Source organism: Proteus vulgaris (genome assembly GCF_016647575.1).
Classification (GTDB): Bacteria; Pseudomonadota; Gammaproteobacteria; order Enterobacterales; family Enterobacteriaceae; genus Proteus; species Proteus mirabilis_B.
This window is the reverse complement of sequence record NZ_CP032663.1, coordinates 3,144,558-3,164,842: the sequence shown is the minus strand read 5'-3', so window position 1 is coordinate 3,164,842 and position 20,285 is coordinate 3,144,558. Positions and strand designations below refer to the sequence as shown.

The following is a 20,285-nucleotide window of genomic DNA, read 5'->3' as shown; positions in this document are numbered from 1 at the left end:
TTAATAAGAAAGTAAAATTAATAAAGTAAAGAATACACCATACGACGATATTTAGACGCTAAATTATCATTAGTGCCTAAGGCTGATAAAATATCCATCAGGGTTTTCTTAACTTGCCCATCACCTGCATTTAGATCTTTTTTGATAAAGCTAAATAGCAACTCTAATGCCTCTTCATTACGGGCAACTTCATGTAATTTTAGTGCAAGTTGAATAGCAAGATCGGTATTTTCAGGCTGTTGATTAAAATCGTTCTGTAATTGTTGAATTTCAGGCGTATCAGCCGCCTGTTTTTGTAATTCAATTTGCGCTAACAAACTATGGTAGTAGCTGTCTTGATCTTGTAATGGGATGGTGATTAACAGAGTTTGTGCTTCTTCACTTTTATTTAAAGAAATTAAAGCACCTGCTAGTGCAAGTGTAATTTCACTATTTTTAGGTGCGAGCTGGTGAGCTTCTTTTAGTAGCGGTAATGCTTCTTCTGCTTTTCCTTCAGAAAGTAATTGTGCAGCTTGTGCTGCTTTCAACTCTTCTGGTTTAGGTAATACGTTGGCTAAAATTTGACGAATTGCTTCTTCAGGTTGAGGACCTTGGAAGCCATCAACTGGACGACCTTCTTGCAATATATAAACAGTTGGAATAGCGCGTAGACCAAATTGTGAGGCAATCATTTGTTCAACATCACAATCTAATTTTGCCAAAATAAACTGATCAGCAAATTCGGCTGCTAGTTTATCTAATGTTGCGCCAAGCTCTGCACAATGAGGGCTACGTTCTGAATAGAAATACATCATGACTGGTTTCGTCATGGATTGTTCTATAACTTGTTGAATATTTGATTCATTTACATCAACAATATGTGCAGTTGCTAACATTAACTTGCCCCTTTTTGAGAGTTTTAAATATAGATGCGATTTATAAAGCTATTTTATTAATAAGTAAGGGTGGATCCTGAAAAATCAAGCCTTGCCACTTTGGCGACTGAGAATTGCATCCATTAAAATATCAGGTAGAAAACGCTTTAGTATTCTGACAGCGTGAGTTAATAAGGTTACGGGATAACGTATCTTAGGTTTTGGGCTTTCTAAAGCATGAATAAGCTTTTTCACCACATCTTCAGGCGTTAATGTGAAACGACTCGCAATCCCCGGATTTTTTACAGGTTTATCTTTTTCGGCTTGAGCGACATTCTCAGTGAAACAAGTTCGTATTGGTCCCGGCTCTATTAAACTCACCTTAACTCCAGTATGCGCTATTTCCATTCTTAGCGCATCAGACCATGCTTCTACCGCATATTTACTGGCAGCGTAAGCACCTCGACCGGGTGTCGAGATAATCCCCATTACAGAACTCGTTTGAATAATGCGCCCTTCACCATGGGGTAACATGGCTGGTAGAAGTAATGTAGTTAGCTGATGTAAACCAAAAAAGTTAGTCGAAAACTGTTTTTCCATTTGTTGGCGAGTAATGGCATCTAATGGGCCATAAACGCCAAACCCACCATTATTAAATAATCCATATAAACGACCGTTTGTCAGGCGAATAACTTCTAGTGCCGCATTTTCAACACTTTCTGGATCATCAAGATCAAGATGAATAGGTTCTAATCCCAGTGTTTCCATGCGTTCAAGGTCTTCACCTTTACGGCAAGCAGCAAGAACTCGATAGCCTCTTTTCTTTAGTGCTTTTGCCGCGCAGAGTCCTATTCCACTAGAACTTCCTGTAATCAATACCGTTTTTTGCATAATTTTACAATTAATCTCGTTTAATCTACGTCAACTACTGTCAGAATAGTCTAACGTGTTAAGTAAGGGGATAATGTTTCATCCATCCACTGCGTAATAAACGGCTGAGCATCTTCATTGGGGTGTATGCTGTCATTTTGCATCCACTCAGGTTTATCAGCGATTTGTTCCATATAAAAAGGAAGCAGAGGAAGCGCATTATCTTCAGCGAGTTTTGGATAGATCGCTGAAAACGATTGTGTATAACGTTTACCGTAATTAGGTGAAATCATTATTTGCATAAAAAGTGGCGTTGCACCGGCATCTTTCACTTGTGTAATGATGTTTTGTAATGCCTCTTTTGTTTGTGCAACAGGGTATCCCTGTAAACCATCATTTGCACCTAATTCAATTAAAACCCAGCGTGGTTGATGCTGTTTTAATAAATCAGGAAGCCTATTTTGTCCCTGAAAGGCAGTTTCACCACTAATGCTTGCATTAACAACATTAATTTCAGGGTAGGTTGTTTTCCATTTATCAGCAAGGCGTTGTGGCCATGCGCTTTCAATCGAAAGACGGTATCCTGCACTCAAGCTGTCACCAAAGATCAAAAAGGTATCAGCAGCAATTGCCTTAAAGCTAAACATCATCATAACGATAAGGAAAAATGTATGTCGACGGAAAAGGTTCTTGAAGTTCATCAGTTAACCAAACAAGTAGGACAAGGTGATAGTCAGATCTCTATATTGCAGGGTGTTGAGTTAGTTGTCGAGCCTGCACAAACAATTGCGTTAATTGGTGAGTCAGGATCGGGAAAATCGACACTGTTAGGGATCATTGCTGGATTAGATGATGGCACCTCTGGCAGCGTGCATTTGATGGGCGAAGATCTCACAAAAATGAATGAAGAAGAGCGTGCCAAGTTGCGCGCTCAACATGTTGGGTTTGTTTTTCAATCATTTATGTTGATCCCAACATTGAATGCACTTGAAAATGTGCAGTTGCCCGCATTATTAAAAGGTGAGTCAGAAAAGCACAGCCATGCGCGTGCAGTTGATTTACTTAAGCTGTTAGGATTAGGTGAACGTTTATACCATATGCCAGCACAGCTTTCTGGCGGTGAGCAACAGCGCGTTGCATTAGCAAGAGCATTTTGCACTCAACCAGCTATTCTTTTTGCGGATGAACCAACAGGAAACCTTGATCGTAAAACTGGTGATAAAATTGCTGACTTGTTGTTCTCTCTTAACCGAGATTATGCAACAACTTTGATTTTAGTTACTCATGACAATGAGCTAGCAGCTCGTTGCCAAAGACGATTACGATTAGTAGATGGACAACTTAAGGAGGAGTCATGATTTGGCGTTGGTTTTGGCGTGAATGGCGTTCTCCTGCACTATTAATTGTTTGGCTTTCTTTAGCACTGGCAGTTGCTTGTGTGCTTGCTTTAGGGCGTATAGGTGATCGCATCGATAAAAGCATTTATGCTCAAAGTCGAGATTTAATTGCTGGAGATTTAGTCTTACGTGCATCCTATCCCGTTGATGAAAACTGGCTTACAGAGGCGAAAAAAGAAGGGCTAACTCTGAGTCGCCAAATGCAATTTACCACAATGTCTTATGCTCCTGAAGGTGATACACCTCAGCTTGCGTTGGTGAAAGCCGCAGATAACCTATATCCACTGTATGGTGAGTTAGAAACAGAGCCAGCAGGGTTAAAACCTGAAAAAGGAACTGCGCTTGTCGGTGCCAGATTACTTGAATTACTTGATATAAAAGTCGGCGATAACATTGATGTAGGTGACGCTACATTTACAATCAGTGGTGTATTAATTCAAGAGCCAGATAGCGGGTTTAATCCTTTTCAAATCGCACCTCGTATTTTAATTAACCTTGATGATGTTGAATCAACTGGAGCGGTGCAACCCGGAAGCCGCCTGACTTATCGCTATATGTTTGCGGGCGATGAAGCTGTGATTGATAGTTATCAGCAACGCTTCGATCCACTATTAAAACCAGACCAGCGTTGGAATAGTTTAAAACAAGACAGTGGAGCGCTTTCACAATCAATGGAGCGTGCGAAAAACTTTCTTTTGCTCTCTGCTCTATTAACGCTATTACTTGCTATATCGGCAGTTGCCGTTTCAATGGCTCATTATTGCCGTAGTCGTCATACCTTAATTGCGGTATTAAAAACACTAGGTGCAGATAAACGAGCATTGAGAAAGTGGATTGTTGGGCAATGGGGAGTGATCCTCATTGGTGCGATTGTTGTCGGTTCATTAGTCGGGCTTATTTTTGAGGCGATACTGCTACAAATTTTAGCGCCTGTTTTACCTAAAAGTTTGCCTGAAGCGAGTTTCTTACCGTGGGTATGGTCTGTGGGCTCTTTACTGTTAATTGCTTTATTAACAGGATTAAGGCCTTATTATCAACTAATGGCGACACAACCTTCCCGTGTATTAAGAAGTGATACCACGGCACCTATATGGCCTCTGCGTTATTATTTACCGATTGTAGGCTTAATTATTGTCGGTGCTTTAACACTTTTTGCGGGAACGGGCGTTTTACTCTGGTCAATTCTATTTGGTGTTGTTGTTATTGCTTTTCTACTTGGAATAATTGGCTGGTTAGGATTATGGGTATTAAAGCAGTTTAAATTCCGCCAACTCAGCGCACGTTTAGCGGTGACTCGTTTATTACGACAACCATTTCAAACGATGACTCAACTAGCGGCTTTCGCGCTTTCATTTATGTTATTAACGCTTTTAATCCTTATTCAAGGTGATTTATTAGACAAATGGCAAAAACAGTTACCAGAAGATAGCCCTAATTATTTTCTAATTAATATGTCTGCGCCTCAAGTTCAAGAAATTAATACTTTATTGGCAAAGTATAATGTTGAACCTACGGATGCATTTCCTGTGGTATTAGCGCGTTTAACACAAATTAATGAGAATAATGCCAAAGAGTGGGCAGATAAACGTGATGCTGGTAATAACACTGTTCGTCGAGAGCTTAACTTAACGTGGCATAGCGAATTGCCAAAAGATAATGTGATTGTTGAGGGAACATGGCCTCCAGTAGGGAATGGTGTTTCTCTTGATCAAGGTGTTGCTGAACAACTCGAAATTAAGTTAGGTGATGAATTAACATTTGTCGGTGATACTCGTGAATTTAAGTCCATTGTGACTAGTATTCGCCATGTTGATTGGGAAAATATGCGTCCTAATTTCTTCTTTATCTTCTCTGAAGAAGGGTTAAGTAATCAGCCAGAAAAATGGATGAGTAGCTTTTACTACAATGGCGAAGAGGCACTAATTACGGCACTTAATCGGCAATTTCCAACCGTAAGCGTATTAGATACAGGCGCATTAATTCAACAAGTTCAACAAATCTTACAGCAAGTCAGTCGAGCATTGGAGATTATGGTTGGATTGGTAATGATCTGTGGTGCGTTATTGTTAGTTGCTCAAATTCAGGTAGGAATGACACAGCGACGTATTGAGCTGGTGGTATATCGCACATTAGGCGCAGGTAAATCATTATTAAGACGGACTCTTTGGGCTGAATTTGCATTGTTAGGTTTAATGGCAGGATTAGCTGCGGCGATTGGTGCCGAGGTTGCATTAAGCTTATTACAAATATCAGTGTTTAATTTTCCTTGGCAGCCCCAATGGGGAATGTGGATCACCGTACCTATTGTTGCCGCACTATTACTTTCATTATGTGGCAGTATTTTAGGGATCAGACTGTTGCAAGATAAAGGGCAGTATCGACGAATTCAGGGTGAATAGTTGAAATAAATAAGGCTCATAAATAGAGTTAAATAAAAATGCTGATGCTATTAAACATCAGCATTTTTTATGGGAAAAGATAAGACAATTATTCTTTTATTACATAAGCATAAATGCGCTTACTGCCATCATCTTCATCATAAATATAAACACCTTGAAGTTCAGTTGAAAAGCCCGGTAGCTGATTAATTGTGACTTCAAGTGCCTGAAAATAGCGTAAAACAGCACCACCCCAAATTTCACCGGGCACAGCACATAAAACACCCGGCGGATAAGGTAAAGCACCTTCCGCGGCAATTCTGCCTTCTAATTTATTTAAAGGTAAAAACTCAACATTACCACGAACAAACTCAATATTAGCTTGTTGTGGACTTAGTGCCCGCTTAGGGAAATGACTTTTTCTAAACATCTGCTTTTGCAGTAGTTTAATATTGTAAGTGACACAAATATCATGCATTTCCTGACAGAGTTGACGCAATGTATAACCCTGATAGCGAGATTGATAGCGATGACAAACAGAAGGCAATATTTTTTCTAATGGCACATCTTCAACTAAGTACTTTTCAAATTGAACAATCAAAGAGGTTAAGCGATCAAATTTTGCTTGGTGCTCTGCGGGAGTCAGCAAAAATAAGATTGAATTAAGGTCGCTTTTTTCAGGAATAACACCGTGTTCGCGTAGATAATTTGCCAAAATAGATGCTGGTACACCAAAGGATCCATATTCCCCTGTATGAGGATCGATCCCCGGCGTTGTAAGCATTAATTTACAAGGATCAACAAAGTATTGATTGGTGGTGTAACCTTCAAATGAGTGCCAATTATCATTAGGAATAAAATTGAAAAAACGTTGATCGTGAGCGATTTCATCTGTGTCGTGATCTTGCCAAGCAAGTCCATCAACCATCTCAGGAATAAATGGCTTAATAAACTGGCACTGCTTTAGTAATGATTTACGAGCTTCGATGCCTTGTTTTACGCAATTCATCCACATGGCTTCACCACTTTTACCCGAATGCATTTTGGCATTGACATCAAGAGCTGCAAAAAGGGGATAAAATGGGCTGGTGGACGCATGCATCATAAAAGCATTATTCATACGTTTATGATTAACATAACGTGATTGCCCTTTAAGGTGCGCATCTTTTTTATGTATCTGCGAGGTTTGTGAAAAGCCCGCTAATTGCTTATGAACTGATTGAGTAACCAGAATACCAGGATCGTCTTTATTAAGCGTTAGTAACAAAGGGGAACACTGTTTCATCATCGGAATGAATTGTTCATAACCAACCCATGCAGAATCAAATAAAATGTAATCACAAAGATGACCAATCTTATCGACAACTTGTCTTGCGTTGTAAATCGTACCGTCGTAAGTACCCAGTTGAATAACAGCTAAGCGAAAAGGGCGTTTATCGAATTGGCGTTCTGGCGTAATTTCTGCGATTTGTTGGCGTAAATAGTCCTCTTCAAAGCAATGTGCATCTATGCCCCCGATAAAGCCAAAGGGATTACGAGCAGTTTCTAAATAAATAGGTGTCGCTCCGGCTTGAATTAACGCGCCATGATGATTGGATTTATGGTTATTTCTATCAAATAGCACTAAATCATTTGGTGCCAATAAGGCATTTAAGGCAACTTTATTAGAAGAGGATGTTCCATTTAAAACAAAATAGGTTTTATCGGCATTAAACACTTGCGCCGCAAAAGTTTGCGCATCATAAGGCGCACCTTCATGAATAAGTAAATCACCCATTTCAACATCAGCATTACAGAGATCAGAGCGAAATAGATTCTCACCAAAATATTGATAAAACTGTTCGCCTGCGGGATGACGACGGAAAAACTCTCCACCTTGATGGCCGGGACAATCAAAAGCAACGTTCTTTTCGGCAACATAATTCACTAAGCGTGAAAAAAATGGTGTTGTCAGACTCTTTTCATATTGCTGTGCAGCTTCATTAATCAACGCACTATTTTTTTGATGCGCATTTTTATCTGTGATCACAATCCCTGAAACTTGATTAAGCAATTCAGCACTGAGTGCATCATTAAGATTAACTGCAATAAATACGGGGAGTTGAAAGCCTGTTTGATAAATGCGATCTAATTCGCCAGACTCAATATCTGACAATGACAACACTACTGCTGACACTTGCGTTAAATTTGCATCAACAATATCAACAATCGGACGTTCACAATAAAAATAGTGTGAAAGAGTAGGGTGACACGCCAACTTCATTTTTTTCATTATGCTCGCGTTTTTATCAATAGAAGAATTGGCGAACAATATACTTGGTTGTGAATGTGATTGAAATAAATTAAAAGACAAATAAGATGATTTTATGCATTTAAAGCGCATAAACCACCACTTTGATAAGTGAGTGAATGGATAAGTCTATGAGAAAATAAACTTATCCATTTTCTATTATTGGGTAATTGGAGAAGGTTTTTCGATATAGACCGTTTGAGATGGAAAGGCAAAATCTGCGCCATGTTTATGCACAATCTCAATTATCTTTAAATAGACTTCTTGCTGCGCTTCAAGCCACTGTGCCCACACTGTTGTTTTGGTAAAACAATACACCATGATATTGAGTGAAGAGTCTGCAAATTGATTAAAATAGACTAACAACGTTTGTTGCGTGTCGATTTTGTTATTTTGCATCAGCATGGTGCGAATATCTTCAACGATAACGCCTATTTTATCTGAATCTTCATAACGTAAACCAATTTCAGTTTGAATACGTCGATTAGTCATTCTTCCCGGGTTTTCCACACTAATAGAGGAAAAAATCGAGTTGGGAATATAAAGCGGTCGATGATCAAATGTGATGATTTTGGTAATACGCCAGCCAATTTCGACTACAGTACCTTCAATATTACGATCAGGAGATCGTACCCAATCACCAATATTAAAAGGGCGATCGAAATAGAGCATGACGCCAGAGAAAAGATTACTTAATACATCTTTACTTGCCATGCCAATGGCGATACCACCTAATCCGCCAAATGTCATTAAGCCGGATAAGCTCATACCAAAATGCTCACCAAACAATAAAATGATAATGACAAATAGAGTGATTTTAAATATGCGAGAAATAATACGAGCAGAAGTAGGATCACTGCCTTTTTTAATTTGAGCTTTTTCTAACCGATTAATTAGTAAGAAAAATTTCCTCATTAAAATTAATGCAATGCCGACATAGGTGAAAAAGTTAATCATCCTAAAGGAGATAAAGTGGAGATTAAAATCGACCACAGCCATTTCACAATATTGGCTTAAGATAAGCACTAAACTACAAAGCAAGATAGCTTGGCTGATATGAATAATAATATTTCTACGACGTTTTTTCTTTTTGTCATGAAAAAGAGATACGACGACAAAACCAACAAAACAGGCTAAAGCTATGCCAACACCTATTGAGTATTTTATTATTAATGCATCATTCATCAGCTTAACGTCTCCTTAGAAAATGCGTTCTTATAATACGAAACTCACTATCTTGCTTATTTAATGGTTACTTTTCTTGTTCACTTGCATGCTGAAATTTAGGGTAGGTTGGTGGCTTCATAAACAGTGTGACCGCTAAAATCAGTAAAACAGGGATGGTTAAAATCAAGAATGCAGGTGTGAAACTACCTGAAATATCTTTGATTGCCCCTGCAAAGAAAGGTGCTAAACAAGCCAGTGTTGAAATTAAATTCATCACTGAAAATAGCTCAAGGTAAGGAGAGCGACCAAAATAGTTAGCAAGCAAAATACTTGATGCTAAGAACGTCATGCCATAACCGATACCGACACAAACCGTAAATAAGATCAGGTAAACCCAAGAATTAGCCATACTTAGCGCGAGCAAGCCAATGATAATAATGCTTAAACTTGCGATAAGTAATTTTTTAGGTTCTAACCATTCACCAATAGCTCCACCCGCTAAGCGTGAAAAAGCATTGATAAAAGCCATACTACTTAAGAGTGTTGCAGCAATAGTTTCACCAAAACCATTTTCAATAATATGTGCAACAGCAAAACTATTGACCGTGATCCCACACCATAAAAAAGCCGTGTAAGTAGCTGCAATAACATAAAATTGCCATGTTCTTAAAGCATGACGAGCCGTCCAAATCTCTTTAGTTTGATAGATACGTTTTGTGGTTTGAAGTTGGCTAATTTTTTTGGCGTGCTCTTGCTCTTTAGTGCCTTCGCGTAAAAATAAGATAGTGAGAAGAGTAACAACAGTGAGTGTGATCGCTGAAATAAGCCAGTGCATTCGCCATGTATGCCATAAATGGGTTGCTAAAAAGTATATCCAAGGTCCAGCAACACCACCTAATCCACCAATGGTAAAATAGACACCAAAGGCAAAAGATTGTTTTTCAAATAAGCGGGAAATAACATAAGTACCGGGTACGGTAGCCAGTAGCGTAAATCCAATACCTAACAGTGCAGTACCGAGAAAATAACGCGAAATAGTGTATGTTTCATAAAGAAAATAGAAACCACTGACAAAAATAATCAATCCAATAAGTAATGTAAGACGAACGCTTAATTTACGGATCAGCAATGTAGGTAAAAAACTCGCAAGACCACAGGTTAATCCTAATAACGTAAAGCCGAGGCCTGCTTGAGTCCAGTTCCACTCTAGCTCGTTTATCATACTAGGGAGAACAACACCTAAAGAAGTAAATGTGGTTGCGGTAGCTAAAAAATACACAAAGCCCAATAATATCAGCATACTCCACTGATAAACGGGACCAAAAATCTGTTGCGTGGCTTGCATCCTGACTCCATCAAATGGGTGCAGTAACCTGAATAATCAGGAGAAAATAGCGAATAACAGACCTTGTTATCTAAGGTCTGTTCGTTTAAAGGCTATTATTCTCTAACTTTATGAGTCGGACTGCTAGCTTAATTTTTCTAAAGCCCATTTGATAGGGTACTGATAGGCATCATCAAGCATCAAGCTTAATGATTTGAGGGTCTCTTTCAGTGGTTGATTATCGCTATGTACAAGATTGAGATGGCCCACTTTGCGGACAGGGCGAACTTCTTTTTCATACCAATGTAAATGAACTAATGGTAATGAAAGCCATTGAGGGTTGACATCAGTGCCAATCAAATTAACCATTACCGCCGGTTGGCAAACCTCAGGTTTTGGCATAGGTAAATCTAAAATTGCACGCAGATGTAACTCAAACTGGCTAATTGAGGCACCATTTTGTGTCCAATGGCCACTGTTATGAACTCGAGGGGCTAATTCGTTAATAAGTAATTTATCACCAACGATAAAGCACTCCATCGCCATTACACCCACATAATTGAGCTTATTAAGGATGGCAGTCAGCATTTTTTCCGCTGATTGTTGTAGTTTTGACGCAGGTGTTGGTAAGGCGACACTCATGCGTAAAATGCCATCTTGATGCAGGTTGTGAGTCAAAGGGTAGAAAACACAGTTTCCATTGCTATCTCTTGCACCCACTAATGAAACTTCACCTAAAAAGGGAATACCTTGCTCAACAATGCATTCACCATAAATTTCAGCAGGTAACTGTTGTTCTTCTCCAGGATGAATACGCCATTGACCACGACCGTCATAACCACCAACTCGGCGCTTCACAATAATAAAGTCACCCAATTGAGCGAAGATATCAGGCCATTGTGTTGGTGACGTTAATGGTTGCCAAGGTGCTGTTGCTAAACCTAGTTCATCAAGAAGTTGTTTTTGAGGCAATCTATCGGCAAGCAATGGGAAAATATCACGGTTTACAAAGTTAGTATGACGCTCTAATTCTTTGGTGAGAGCGGTTTCAGGCCAGCGCTCAATTTCAGCTGTGATTATACTTTTTTGATAGGGAACGGCTTCAGGCTCTGCATCTAATCCGACTGGGTAAACTGCAATTCCTAAAGGCTCACCGGCTTGTCTTAGCATTCGTCCTAATTGACCATTTCCAAGAACACAAACTGGCTTCATAGTGCCTCCCTTGGATCAGGGTTATTTAAGACATCATCAGTTTGTGCTGTACGCCATGCTGTTAGTGCTTCAAAAATAGTAGGGGAGTGTAATGCTAAAATTTGAGCGGCTAATAAAGCGGCATTGGCGGCACCTGCTTTACCAATCGCTAATGTTCCCACAGGAATACCTTTCGGCATTTGCACAATAGAGTAAAGGCTATCAACACCGCTTAATGCAGCACTTTGAACAGGAACTCCTAATACTGGGACGAGCGTTTTTGCTGCGAGCATACCCGGTAAATGGGCAGCACCACCTGCTCCTGCAATAATGACATCAAAGCCATTACTTTTGGCTTGTTCTGCAAAGCTAAATAGCTTATCAGGGGTACGGTGTGCAGAGACAATCTCAACATGATAAGGAAGTTGTAGTGCGTCTAGTACATCAGCGGCATGAGACATTGTTGCCCAGTCGCTTTTAGAGCCCATTACAATAGCGATACGAGCGGAAGAGGTATTTAGACCAACTTGAGAAGACATTACTTAACTGCTCCTGTAAGCATAAACGGATATAGCCTAATAAACTGAGCATGATAGTATCACGCTAACACGCATAGGAAAACGTTTGCGTAAAGAAAAAACAGCCTTTTTATGAAGAAAATAAGCAAAACAACTTAGAAGGGGAAATGAATAAGTTCTATTTTTTCAGCTGTCACTTTAAACATAGAACCTTCAGTATGCCAAGCACCTAATACACCACGATAATGTATTTTATCATCAATATTAACAGTGTGAATTGCTGGACGATGAGTATGACCGTGGATCATCCATTCTGTATTGAAATGCTTAAAAGTATCAATCACAGCCTGTGGGTTAACATCCATAATGGCATCAGACTTATACTGATTTTCGTGCTGGCTACGCGAACGCATTTTGTCAGCGATACGCAGTCGAATAAATAAAGGCAGTAGTGAGAATAAGCGCTGAATAAATTTATTATGCACTTTTTTACGGTAACGTTGATACGCTTCATCATCTGTACAAAGTGTATCACCGTGCAAAATTAGGATGCGATGCTTCTCAATTTCGAGCACTTTTTCTTGTGGAAGTAAGGTGATACCACTCTCTTTTGCAAAACGAGAGCCAATTAAAAAATCACGGTTTCCATGAATAAAATAACAAGGTACTCCTGCATTTTTTAGCGTCATCAGAGCTTGAGCTATTTGTTGATGCAAAGGATTAGGATCATCGTCACCTATCCAAAAATCAAAAAAATCACCTAAGATATAAAGTGCTTTTGCATGAATAGCTTGTTCTTTTAAAAAGCGAAGAAAACCGGCAGTGATTGCCGGTTCATGTTCACTTAAATGCAGGTCTGCAATAAAAAGCGTACACATAAAAAGTGAGGCTTATTCGCTAACCGTTACACTTTTAATGACGATATCTTCACGAGGAACATCTTGGTGGAAACCGCTACGACCAGTGGAAACCGCTTTAATTTTATCAACAACGTCCATGCCTTCAACAACTTCAGCAAAGACACAATATCCCCAACCATTTGCATTTTCAGCACGGAAGTTTAAGAAATCGTTGTCTGCAACGTTGATAAAGAATTGAGCAGTAGCAGAATGAGGATCGTTTGTACGAGCCATTGCTAATGTACCACGGTTGTTTGCTAGGCCATTGTTTGCTTCGTTTCTTACAGGTGCTTTGGTCGCTTTTTGGTTCATACCTGGTTCAAAGCCACCACCTTGGATCATAAAACCATTGATGACACGGTGGAAAATAGTGTTATCGTAGAATCCTTCTTTACAGTAGTCTAAAAAATTTTCTACGGTTGCAGGTGCTTTGTCTGCAAATGTATTAATCACGATATCGCCGTAATTGGTATGAAAAGTAACCATATTCAGATCCTAATATAATTTTAGCTTTACCCAGATTTGGGCATAAACAACAGTCCCGTTTTTATATCACAGTTGCCTAATTTAGTCAGTATGCATCTTTTTCTCGCTCTACTTTTTCTTGCCAAATAAATCAGTAATAGAAAGAAAAAACACTTTTCGCCAAAATTTAGCCAAATAAATCAGTAATAGAAAGAAAAAACACTTTTCGCCAAAATTTAGCCAAATAATAGAAGTTTGATTGTTCACTATCAACGATTGAACAGTGAAAATAAGCGTTAAGCAGAGTAAGATAAAAGCTCTAATCTTGCGTTTGCTTTGACTGCAAGATCCAATATCCTTATTAATATCATGCTATAGTAGTTGTTATTTTCTTTTATATAAAAACGTAATAAACACGTACAGTTGAAAACGGGAACGTCCACTGATGCTAAAGATCTTTAATACTCTCACTCGCCAAAAAGAAGAATTTAAACCTATCCATGCAGGAAAAATAGGTATGTACGTGTGTGGCATCACTATTTATGACTTATGCCATATTGGTCATGGACGTACATTTGTGGCTTTTGACGCCATAACCCGTTATCTGCGTTACTTAGGATACGATGTTAACTATGTTCGTAACGTAACGGATGTGGATGATAAAATCATCAAACGTGCGATTGAAAATAATGAAACATGTGAGCAATTAACGACTCGTATGTTAGCTGAAATGCATAAAGATTTTGATGCATTAAATATTGCTCGCCCTGATTCAGAGCCGCGTGCAACACACCATATTGCTGAAATTATTGAATTAACAGAAGCGTTAATTAAACGTGGACATGCTTACGTTGCCGACAATGGCGATGTAATGTTTGCGATTGATACCGATCCTGATTATGGCTTACTTTCTCGCCAAGATTTAGAGCAACTACAAGCCGGTGCTCGTGTTGAAGTGGCTAACGTAAAACGTAATCCAATGGATTTCGTCTTATGGAAAATGTCTAAACCGGGTGAACCAAGCTGGGAGTCTCCTTGGGGAGAAGGTCGTCCGGGTTGGCATATCGAATGTTCTGCGATGAATGGTAAAGAATTAGGACATCATTTTGATATTCATGGTGGTGGTTCAGACTTAATGTTCCCTCATCATGAAAATGAGATTGCACAATCAACTTGTGCCCATGATGGTCCTTACGTTAATTACTGGATGCACTCGGGTATGGTGATGGTAGACAAAGAAAAAATGTCTAAATCACTTAATAACTTTTTTACTATTCGTGATGTATTGGCTTATTACGATGCTGAAACCGTGCGTTACTTCTTATTATCAGGCCATTATCGTAGTCAACTTAACTACACTGAAGAAAACTTAAAACAGGCTCGCACTGCATTAGAGCGCCTCTATACTTCATTACGTGGAACTGATGCGAATGCACAGCCTGCGGGTGGCGAAGCGTTTGAAGCGCAATTTATTGATGCAATGAACGATGATTTCAATACACCAGAAGCTTATTCAGTTTTGTTTGATTTAGCGCGTGAAGTGAATCGCCTCAAATCAGTTGATATGAATGCAGCGAATGGCTTAGCGGCAGTGTTACGTAAACTTGCTAAGGTATTAGGCTTATTAGAGCAAGAGCCAGAGTACTTCTTACAAAGTGGCGCTAAAGCGGATGATGCTGGTGAAGTTGAAAAAATTGAATCATTAATTCAACAGCGTAACGATGCTCGTAAAAACAAAGATTGGGCTGCGGCTGATGTTGCTCGTGATGCATTAACAGCGATGGGAATTGTTTTAGAAGATGGTCCTCAAGGAACAGTTTGGCGTCGTAATAATTAATACAATGATTGAGTAATTACACTTAATACGTGTTTAATATAAAAATATCGGATATTTAATATCCGATATTTTTTTGTCTGATGATTATTTTATTGACTAATAATACTGGTTTCTCTTTCGCTATCTTTTTGTTTATCTTCAAAATAAGAAATCACATTTTCAGAGAAAAAAAGCCGATGCGTTAAGATAACGATAATAGAAAAAACAACAAAGCCAATTTCTGACATATTTGTCAATGACATCGAAATACTAAGTATAAAAAAGAGTGAAATAGATAAACATACCCATGAGATTTTCAAAAAAGAGTAAGCATTTTTACTGTTTCTAGCGAGTTTTATCCATGCTGTAACTTGCATTATCATCGTTATAATTAGACACAGCATGATGAACAAACCCACAAGCATTGTTTGACCGCCACCCATTGCCATTGCTAATAAATAAATTGGTGCCCCGGCAACTAATATAAATAAACTGACACCTAAAAATAATACCGAAATAACTTGGATCCATAAAAGTACTATGGGCCTTTCCATAACTTCTCCTAAAAACAGAAATAAGTTTTTATTGGCTTTAGAATATCTTTATTAATTTTTATTAAAGTGAAGTTTATCGAATAAATAGAAAAAATAAAGTTTGATTTAATAATAAACAAATATTAATCAATTAAAGAGATTCTATTTTAGAGTTTTCATAACATAGCGTTAATATATTTAATGAAGGCAGTGGTAATTCTACTTAATATTATTCAATTTACCACTGGGTGTTATTACTTATAATTTTAGAGGGGTTAATTCTACTTCTGCCATCATTTTTGCTAATTGTTCACGATCGTGAATACCAACATTAGTTTGGCTTACAGCAAGTGCAGAAACAGCAGTAGCAAGACGTAAGGTGTGCTCACTGGTTTGTCGCATCATTAAGCCATAAATTAAACCACCTACCATTGAATCTCCAGCACCAACCGTACTTACAACATCACACTTAGGCGGTTTTGCCATCCATGCACCAGATGCATTTACCCACATAGCACCTTGTTCACCTAATGAAATAACAACATGAGCAATACCTTGCTGACGCAATGTTTGTGCCGCTTGTACAACATCAGAAAGCTCAGGTAAAGGTCTGCCAGCCCAAATCTCTAATTCATGATGATTGGGTTTAACCAACCAAGGGGAGGCTTTTAATCCTGCGACAAAAGCATCTCTGCTACTGTCGAAGATCAAGCACATACATTCGCCACGTAAGCGTGTCATCCATGCAGTGAAATCATTGAGATCAACACTCGGAGGAACACTACCGCTGACACAAATCATATCAAATTGACCCGCCCAACTTAGCGTGTCGTTAACAAAGCGAGTCCAGTCTTGTTTTGTAATTTCAAAACCAGAGAAATTGAAGTCAGTCACTTTGCCATTGGGCTCTGTGAGTTTGACATTAATTCGAGTACGGCCTTCAACCATTTGAAAACGGTTCGCGATACCGGAGTCACTAAACTCTTTTTGAAATCCATCTTGGTTTTCTTTGCCTAAAAAACCGCCAACAGTAACATCAACGCCAAGGCTTTTTAAAACCTTAGCCACATTGATGCCTTTACCCGCAGCATGGAAGCCAGCCGTTTTAACACGATTAACTTCACCAAGTTCAATGGGATTACTTAAACCGACAAGATCATATGCAGGGTTAAGTGTGATGGTTGCTACTCTGCGTTTCATGCTAGTTCCTTACCTTAAATAAAAGAACAGGCATCGATTTTTGCTGTGATTTAGCAAAGATAGAGATACCTTGAGTGGGTAAGCCGAGCATAAAATCTCCTGTTAGATAAAGGGCAAGAAAGGCTTAAATATCACAAAATAACAACTAAAATAGTATCATTGAGCTGAATCGTTTCAAATTATAACCTGTAATTTAGTACAAACAATGTTCTTTTGCCTAATGAAAGTAGAAATAAATTAGATCTAAATCACATTTATGGGCATTTAAACATGAATAAACGGATAAAAGTATCAATAAAAAGGGTTGTTGCTGAAGTTTTACAGTAATGGTTAAAAAGTGTTATCCATATATAAAATAATAACTTATAGCACTTCTTTTTATCTATTTTTTTATAAAATGTACAATTTGCTGAACAGTGACAGGTAATTATAACCATAGATGGGCTTAAAAATGATGATCTAAATTTAAATATATTAAATTAATTTCTATGGTTTTATTTTAATTCAATGAGTTATGTTGATTTGTCTTTTTAGAATATGACTAAATAAGAAAAAAGAAGGAGAAAATGTGGATTAAAGGTAAAAAAGGATTAAAAAGAAAAAAAGCGAGGCTAAGATAGCGACGCTTTTTCAATATTAATTAATTTGCTGATTATTTGCTAACGCTAACGGAAAACTCACCATAGGTGACCACTTTTCCAGCAACAATTTTACAGCGTTTACGGGTTTCAATTTCACCGTCAACGCTCACTAAACCTTCAGCAATGACACTTTTAGCAGAGGCTCCGCTTTCAGTCCAACCTTGAAGTTTTAATAAATCACAAAGCTCGACATAGTCGTGCCCATCTAATTGAAATGTTTCCATCGATTAATTATTTCCTGTTTCAGGGTCGTGGTACTCTTCGCATGCTTGCAAAGTATTTTGAATAAGTGTGGCGACTGTCATTGGACCTACACCACCAGGGACAGGAGAAATCCAGCCTGCACGTTGAGATGCTGCCTCAAAATCAACATCTCCGACAACTTTACCACTTTCGAGACGGTTTATACCGACATCAATCACGATTGCACCCGGTTTAATCCACTCACCAGGAATAAAGTTAGGTTTACCTACCGCCACAACAACTAAATCCGCATGCTCAACATGAAAGCGCAGATCTTTAGTAAAACGGTGAGTAACTGTTGTTGTACAACCCGCAAGTAATAGTTCTAAGCTCATTGGGCGACCAACAATGTTTGATGCACCAATAATAACGGCATTTAAGCCATTCATAGGAATATTACAACGCTCTAGTAGTGTGACAATACCACGAGGTGTGCAAGGGCGTAATTTAGGTGCTCGTTGGCATAGGCGGCCGATATTATAAGGGTGAAAGCCATCCACATCTTTATCAGGATGAATGCGTTCTAAAACCTTAACATTATCAATTCCGGCAGGTAAAGGGAGCTGAACGAGGATACCATCAATGGTGTTGTCTGCATTAAGCTGGTCGATGAGATTTAATAAATCAGCTTCACTGGTAGTATCTGGTAAATCATAAGAGCGAGAAATAAAGCCTACTTCTTCACAAGCGCGGCGTTTACTTCCAACATAAATCTGTGATGCTGGGTTATCACCCACTAAAATAACAGCTAAACCAGGCGCTCGTTTTCCTGCATTAATACGTTGTTTTACTTTTTCTGCAACTTCGCTTCTGATGGTCTGCGCAATCGATTTCCCATCTATAATTCTTGCTGACATCTATACATCCAAATTATTCAATTACGGTATTGGTCTATTTTGTCAGATCAAGAGCAATCTGTCAGTCGAATACTTGCCATATTTTAACCATATAGTTTGATATCGTTGAAAAAGCGTTGACTCTCAGAATGTTGAACGTATAATTCACACCCGTTATCAGCAGTGATTGCTGACGTCTAATCTCTTCTAGGCGCCCTTAGCTCAGTTGGATAGAGCAACGGCCTTCTAAGCCGTAGGTCACAGGTTCGAATCCTGTAGGGCGTACCATTTAAAATCAAACACTTACACTCATTTTAAATTCTCTACTTTTCTTAAGTGGGACGTATTTGGGACGCAAGTGCCAAAAATACTGTCTATTTGCTTTGCATGTTCAGTTAAATGATTAGGCGCTAGATGAGCATATCTTCTAACCATTTCGATATTTTCCCAGCCTCCCATTTCTTGTAATGCTATTAGCGGAACACCAGATTGAATCAACTTGTATTTTTCTAATTTGTGGTGTCATTTTTGTTTGTTGTGTTGTACAACTAATTATTAACTCAGATATTAATAATTTAATAAAATAGGACTACATTAATATTATAAAAACCTTACAGGAAAATCATGGTGTTTACCTTAACCAAAATAACTGAAAATGATTGGGATTTTTTCAGAAAGTTATATGCAGATGCTGGGATAATGAGGTTTATTTCTGATCCACTAAATGAACAGCAAATTAAAGATGCCTTTGATAGTCGCCTGCCAGAATGGAATATAGAGTCTTCTCATTGGTTATGCTTTGTGATCCGTAGAAAAGTTGACGGGCTCCCAATGGGGTTAACCGGCTTAGTAATTCTTGATAATGTTGAACCTGTAGCCGAGGTGGGATACATAATCGCGAGTGAATTTTCTGGTATGTCTTTGGCTACTGATTCATTATCTGCCTTATTATCACTACCCGAACTATCTGCTATTTCGCGCTATCAGGCCGTGATCACAAGCGGAAACAATGCATCAGTACGCGTTCTGGAAAAAAATGGATTTACCCTTAAAGAGATCATTAAGGATAATTACACGATTGGCGGAGTTATGTTTGATGACTGTATTTATATGCTGAACAAAAAACTGAGTTAAATTAGCCAATAAATCTTAAAGGTCGCCATGTGCGATCTTTTTTCGTATATAGTTACCGTAAATCATCTAGTTTAATTACTGCTGAAATAAGGGATGAATTTTATAAAAAATCACAAGGTGATCTTCAAAAATGAAATTACTAGCTATTTTTTCACTCTTATTTTCAACATTCGCAATGGCTGCTAATCAATGCAAGCCTGATGATATTTGTTTATCTTTCAAAACTAGTAAAGATGAGCTTTCTATAGCATGTAAAAATATAGAGTCAGCAGAAATTGACACTCATATACAAGAAAACGATTCCTTGGGAATTAGACTTAAAAATAATACTGGGTTGAGTGGTTTTTCTGTTAAAAATATCGGTCAAATAGCAGATATTAATATCAACGGAGTCAAATATACTCAGGCTGTCATCACATCTCGTATGGATACTTCTATTAGAGTTACGATAACTTCAAACCCTAACTTTCAATTAGTAGGTGATTTGATAAAGTGTGTTAATTAGAGCTGTTAATTAAACATGATACTA

19 protein-coding genes, 1 tRNA gene and 1 pseudogene are annotated in these 20,285 nt (G+C 38.4%); 6 read left to right on the top strand and 15 right to left on the bottom strand.

The genetic code is table 11. The features are described from left to right. Positions 1–17: 17 nt before the first annotated feature. The 3 genes from D7029_RS14600 to tesA all read right to left on the bottom strand — a co-directional run bounded on the left by D7029_RS14600 (position 18) and on the right by tesA (position 2,425). Positions 18–875 carry a co-chaperone YbbN gene (locus D7029_RS14600; protein WP_088494788.1) on the bottom strand — a complete coding sequence of 286 codons (858 nt, stop codon included), beginning with the start codon at positions 873–875 and terminating at the stop codon, positions 18–20. Between the two features lie 84 nt (positions 876–959). Next, positions 960–1,745 carry an SDR family oxidoreductase gene (locus tag D7029_RS14595; RefSeq protein WP_194951062.1) on the bottom strand — a complete coding sequence of 262 codons (786 nt, stop codon included), beginning with the start codon at positions 1,743–1,745 and terminating at the stop codon, positions 960–962. A 50-nt stretch (positions 1,746–1,795) separates the two neighbouring features. Then, positions 1,796–2,425 carry a multifunctional acyl-CoA thioesterase I/protease I/lysophospholipase L1 gene (tesA, locus tag D7029_RS14590; RefSeq protein WP_194951061.1) on the bottom strand — a complete coding sequence of 210 codons (630 nt, stop codon included), beginning with the start codon at positions 2,423–2,425 and terminating at the stop codon, positions 1,796–1,798. Between tesA and ybbA the strand changes: the two genes are divergently transcribed. Continuing rightward, positions 2,396–3,082, top strand: a complete 687-nt coding sequence (gene ybbA / locus D7029_RS14585) for a putative ABC transporter ATP-binding protein YbbA (RefSeq protein ID WP_165122565.1) — start codon at positions 2,396–2,398, stop codon at positions 3,080–3,082. The genes tesA and ybbA overlap by 30 nt on opposite strands. Next, positions 3,079–5,520 carry a putative ABC transporter permease subunit YbbP gene (gene ybbP, locus D7029_RS14580; RefSeq protein WP_194951060.1) on the top strand — a complete coding sequence of 814 codons (2,442 nt, stop codon included), beginning with the start codon at positions 3,079–3,081 and terminating at the stop codon, positions 5,518–5,520. The genes ybbA and ybbP overlap by 4 nt, the downstream gene beginning before the upstream one ends. An 88-nt stretch (positions 5,521–5,608) precedes the next feature. Here the strand turns inward: ybbP and D7029_RS14575 are convergent, their stop codons facing one another. The 7 genes from D7029_RS14575 to ppiB form a co-directional block, all read right to left on the bottom strand. Beyond that, positions 5,609–7,771, bottom strand: a complete 2,163-nt coding sequence (locus D7029_RS14575) for an ornithine decarboxylase (RefSeq protein ID WP_194951059.1) — start codon at positions 7,769–7,771, stop codon at positions 5,609–5,611. 177 nt (positions 7,772–7,948) lie between these two features. After that, positions 7,949–8,974 carry a mechanosensitive ion channel family protein gene (locus D7029_RS14570; RefSeq protein ID WP_194951058.1) on the bottom strand — a complete coding sequence of 342 codons (1,026 nt, stop codon included), beginning with the start codon at positions 8,972–8,974 and terminating at the stop codon, positions 7,949–7,951. A 67-nt stretch (positions 8,975–9,041) separates the two neighbouring features. Beyond that, the gene (locus D7029_RS14565) at positions 9,042–10,301 is read right to left on the bottom strand and encodes a CynX/NimT family MFS transporter (protein ID WP_194951057.1); all 1,260 of its coding nucleotides are present in this window, start codon (positions 10,299–10,301) and stop codon (positions 9,042–9,044) included. A 123-nt stretch (positions 10,302–10,424) separates the two neighbouring features. Beyond that, positions 10,425–11,492, bottom strand: a complete 1,068-nt coding sequence (gene purK, locus D7029_RS14560) for a 5-(carboxyamino)imidazole ribonucleotide synthase (RefSeq protein ID WP_194951056.1) — start codon at positions 11,490–11,492, stop codon at positions 10,425–10,427. Further along, positions 11,489–12,010 carry a 5-(carboxyamino)imidazole ribonucleotide mutase gene (gene purE / locus D7029_RS14555; protein ID WP_088494797.1) on the bottom strand — a complete coding sequence of 174 codons (522 nt, stop codon included), beginning with the start codon at positions 12,008–12,010 and terminating at the stop codon, positions 11,489–11,491. Before purE ends, purK begins: the two co-directional genes overlap by 4 nt. Positions 12,011–12,144: 134 nt before the next feature. Continuing rightward, a complete protein-coding gene (locus D7029_RS14550; protein ID WP_194951055.1) occupies positions 12,145–12,867 on the bottom strand; it encodes a UDP-2,3-diacylglucosamine diphosphatase in 723 nt (240 codons plus the stop codon). Positions 12,868–12,879: 12 nt separating this feature from the next. Beyond that, a complete protein-coding gene (ppiB, locus tag D7029_RS14545; protein WP_006533972.1) occupies positions 12,880–13,374 on the bottom strand; it encodes a peptidylprolyl isomerase B in 495 nt (164 codons plus the stop codon). A gap of 424 nt (positions 13,375–13,798) precedes the next feature. Here ppiB and cysS point away from each other — a divergent pair, with 424 nt between their 5' ends. Then, positions 13,799–15,190, top strand: coding sequence for a cysteine--tRNA ligase (cysS, locus tag D7029_RS14540; protein ID WP_088494799.1), 1,392 nt, complete (start codon positions 13,799–13,801; stop codon positions 15,188–15,190). Positions 15,191–15,279: 89 nt separating this feature from the next. On the opposite strand, the gene D7029_RS14535 is transcribed toward cysS, so the two are convergent. The 4 genes from D7029_RS14535 to folD all read right to left on the bottom strand — a co-directional run bounded on the left by D7029_RS14535 (position 15,280) and on the right by folD (position 18,643). Next, complete coding sequence (locus D7029_RS14535) at positions 15,280–15,723, bottom strand: hypothetical protein (protein WP_194951054.1); 444 nt, start codon at positions 15,721–15,723, stop codon at positions 15,280–15,282. 237 nt (positions 15,724–15,960) lie between these two features. Then, the gene (fruK, locus tag D7029_RS14530; RefSeq protein WP_194951053.1) at positions 15,961–16,902 is read right to left on the bottom strand and encodes a 1-phosphofructokinase; all 942 of its coding nucleotides are present in this window, start codon (positions 16,900–16,902) and stop codon (positions 15,961–15,963) included. A 652-nt stretch (positions 16,903–17,554) separates the two neighbouring features. Continuing rightward, positions 17,555–17,767 carry a ribosome-associated protein YbcJ gene (ybcJ, locus tag D7029_RS14525; protein WP_194951052.1) on the bottom strand — a complete coding sequence of 71 codons (213 nt, stop codon included), beginning with the start codon at positions 17,765–17,767 and terminating at the stop codon, positions 17,555–17,557. A 3-nt stretch (positions 17,768–17,770) separates the two neighbouring features. Further along, positions 17,771–18,643 (bottom strand): bifunctional methylenetetrahydrofolate dehydrogenase/methenyltetrahydrofolate cyclohydrolase FolD, encoded by an 873-nt coding sequence (gene folD / locus D7029_RS14520; RefSeq protein WP_075673948.1) that lies wholly within the window; start codon positions 18,641–18,643, stop codon positions 17,771–17,773. Positions 18,644–18,833: 190 nt separating this feature from the next. Here folD and D7029_RS14515 point away from each other — a divergent pair. Further along, a tRNA-Arg gene (locus D7029_RS14515) sits at positions 18,834–18,910 on the top strand. 21 nt (positions 18,911–18,931) lie between these two features. Here the strand turns inward: D7029_RS14515 and D7029_RS14510 are convergent. Beyond that, positions 18,932–19,120: pseudogene (locus D7029_RS14510) on the bottom strand (tyrosine-type recombinase/integrase); the annotation flags it as partial. Positions 19,121–19,246: 126 nt separating this feature from the next. Between D7029_RS14510 and D7029_RS14505 the strand changes: the two are divergent. Further along, positions 19,247–19,756 (top strand): GNAT family N-acetyltransferase, encoded by a 510-nt coding sequence (locus D7029_RS14505; RefSeq protein ID WP_194951051.1) that lies wholly within the window; start codon positions 19,247–19,249, stop codon positions 19,754–19,756. A gap of 130 nt (positions 19,757–19,886) precedes the next feature. Next, complete coding sequence (locus D7029_RS14500) at positions 19,887–20,261, top strand: hypothetical protein (protein ID WP_088494805.1); 375 nt, start codon at positions 19,887–19,889, stop codon at positions 20,259–20,261. Positions 20,262–20,285 lie beyond the last annotated feature (24 nt).

Excerpts from the sequence above, each read along its gene's own strand:
- D7029_RS14600 (WP_088494788.1), bottom strand. The coding sequence starts at position 875 with ATGTTAGCAACTGCACATATTGTTGATGTAAATGAATCAAATATTCAA.
- D7029_RS14550 (WP_194951055.1), bottom strand. The coding sequence starts at position 12,867 with ATGTGTACGCTTTTTATTGCAGACCTGCATTTAAGTGAACATGAACCG.
- tesA (WP_194951061.1), bottom strand. The coding sequence starts at position 2,425 with ATGAACTTCAAGAACCTTTTCCGTCGACATACATTTTTCCTTATCGTT.
- D7029_RS14565 (WP_194951057.1), bottom strand. The coding sequence starts at position 10,301 with ATGCAAGCCACGCAACAGATTTTTGGTCCCGTTTATCAGTGGAGTATG.
- purK (WP_194951056.1), bottom strand. The coding sequence starts at position 11,492 with ATGAAGCCAGTTTGTGTTCTTGGAAATGGTCAATTAGGACGAATGCTA.
- ppiB (WP_006533972.1), bottom strand. The coding sequence starts at position 13,374 with ATGGTTACTTTTCATACCAATTACGGCGATATCGTGATTAATACATTT.
- folD (WP_075673948.1), bottom strand. The coding sequence starts at position 18,643 with ATGTCAGCAAGAATTATAGATGGGAAATCGATTGCGCAGACCATCAGA.
- D7029_RS14570 (WP_194951058.1), bottom strand. The coding sequence starts at position 8,974 with ATGAATGATGCATTAATAATAAAATACTCAATAGGTGTTGGCATAGCT.
- purE (WP_088494797.1), bottom strand. The coding sequence starts at position 12,010 with ATGTCTTCTCAAGTTGGTCTAAATACCTCTTCCGCTCGTATCGCTATT.
- cysS (WP_088494799.1), top strand. The coding sequence starts at position 13,799 with ATGCTAAAGATCTTTAATACTCTCACTCGCCAAAAAGAAGAATTTAAA.
- D7029_RS14575 (WP_194951059.1), bottom strand. The coding sequence starts at position 7,771 with ATGAAAAAAATGAAGTTGGCGTGTCACCCTACTCTTTCACACTATTTT.
- ybcJ (WP_194951052.1), bottom strand. The coding sequence starts at position 17,767 with ATGGAAACATTTCAATTAGATGGGCACGACTATGTCGAGCTTTGTGAT.
- ybbP (WP_194951060.1), top strand. The coding sequence starts at position 3,079 with ATGATTTGGCGTTGGTTTTGGCGTGAATGGCGTTCTCCTGCACTATTA.
- fruK (WP_194951053.1), bottom strand. The coding sequence starts at position 16,902 with ATGAAACGCAGAGTAGCAACCATCACACTTAACCCTGCATATGATCTT.
- D7029_RS14505 (WP_194951051.1), top strand. The coding sequence starts at position 19,247 with ATGGTGTTTACCTTAACCAAAATAACTGAAAATGATTGGGATTTTTTC.
- ybbA (WP_165122565.1), top strand. The coding sequence starts at position 2,396 with ATGTCGACGGAAAAGGTTCTTGAAGTTCATCAGTTAACCAAACAAGTA.
- D7029_RS14500 (WP_088494805.1), top strand. The coding sequence starts at position 19,887 with ATGAAATTACTAGCTATTTTTTCACTCTTATTTTCAACATTCGCAATG.
- D7029_RS14595 (WP_194951062.1), bottom strand. The coding sequence starts at position 1,745 with ATGCAAAAAACGGTATTGATTACAGGAAGTTCTAGTGGAATAGGACTC.
- D7029_RS14535 (WP_194951054.1), bottom strand. The coding sequence starts at position 15,723 with ATGGAAAGGCCCATAGTACTTTTATGGATCCAAGTTATTTCGGTATTA.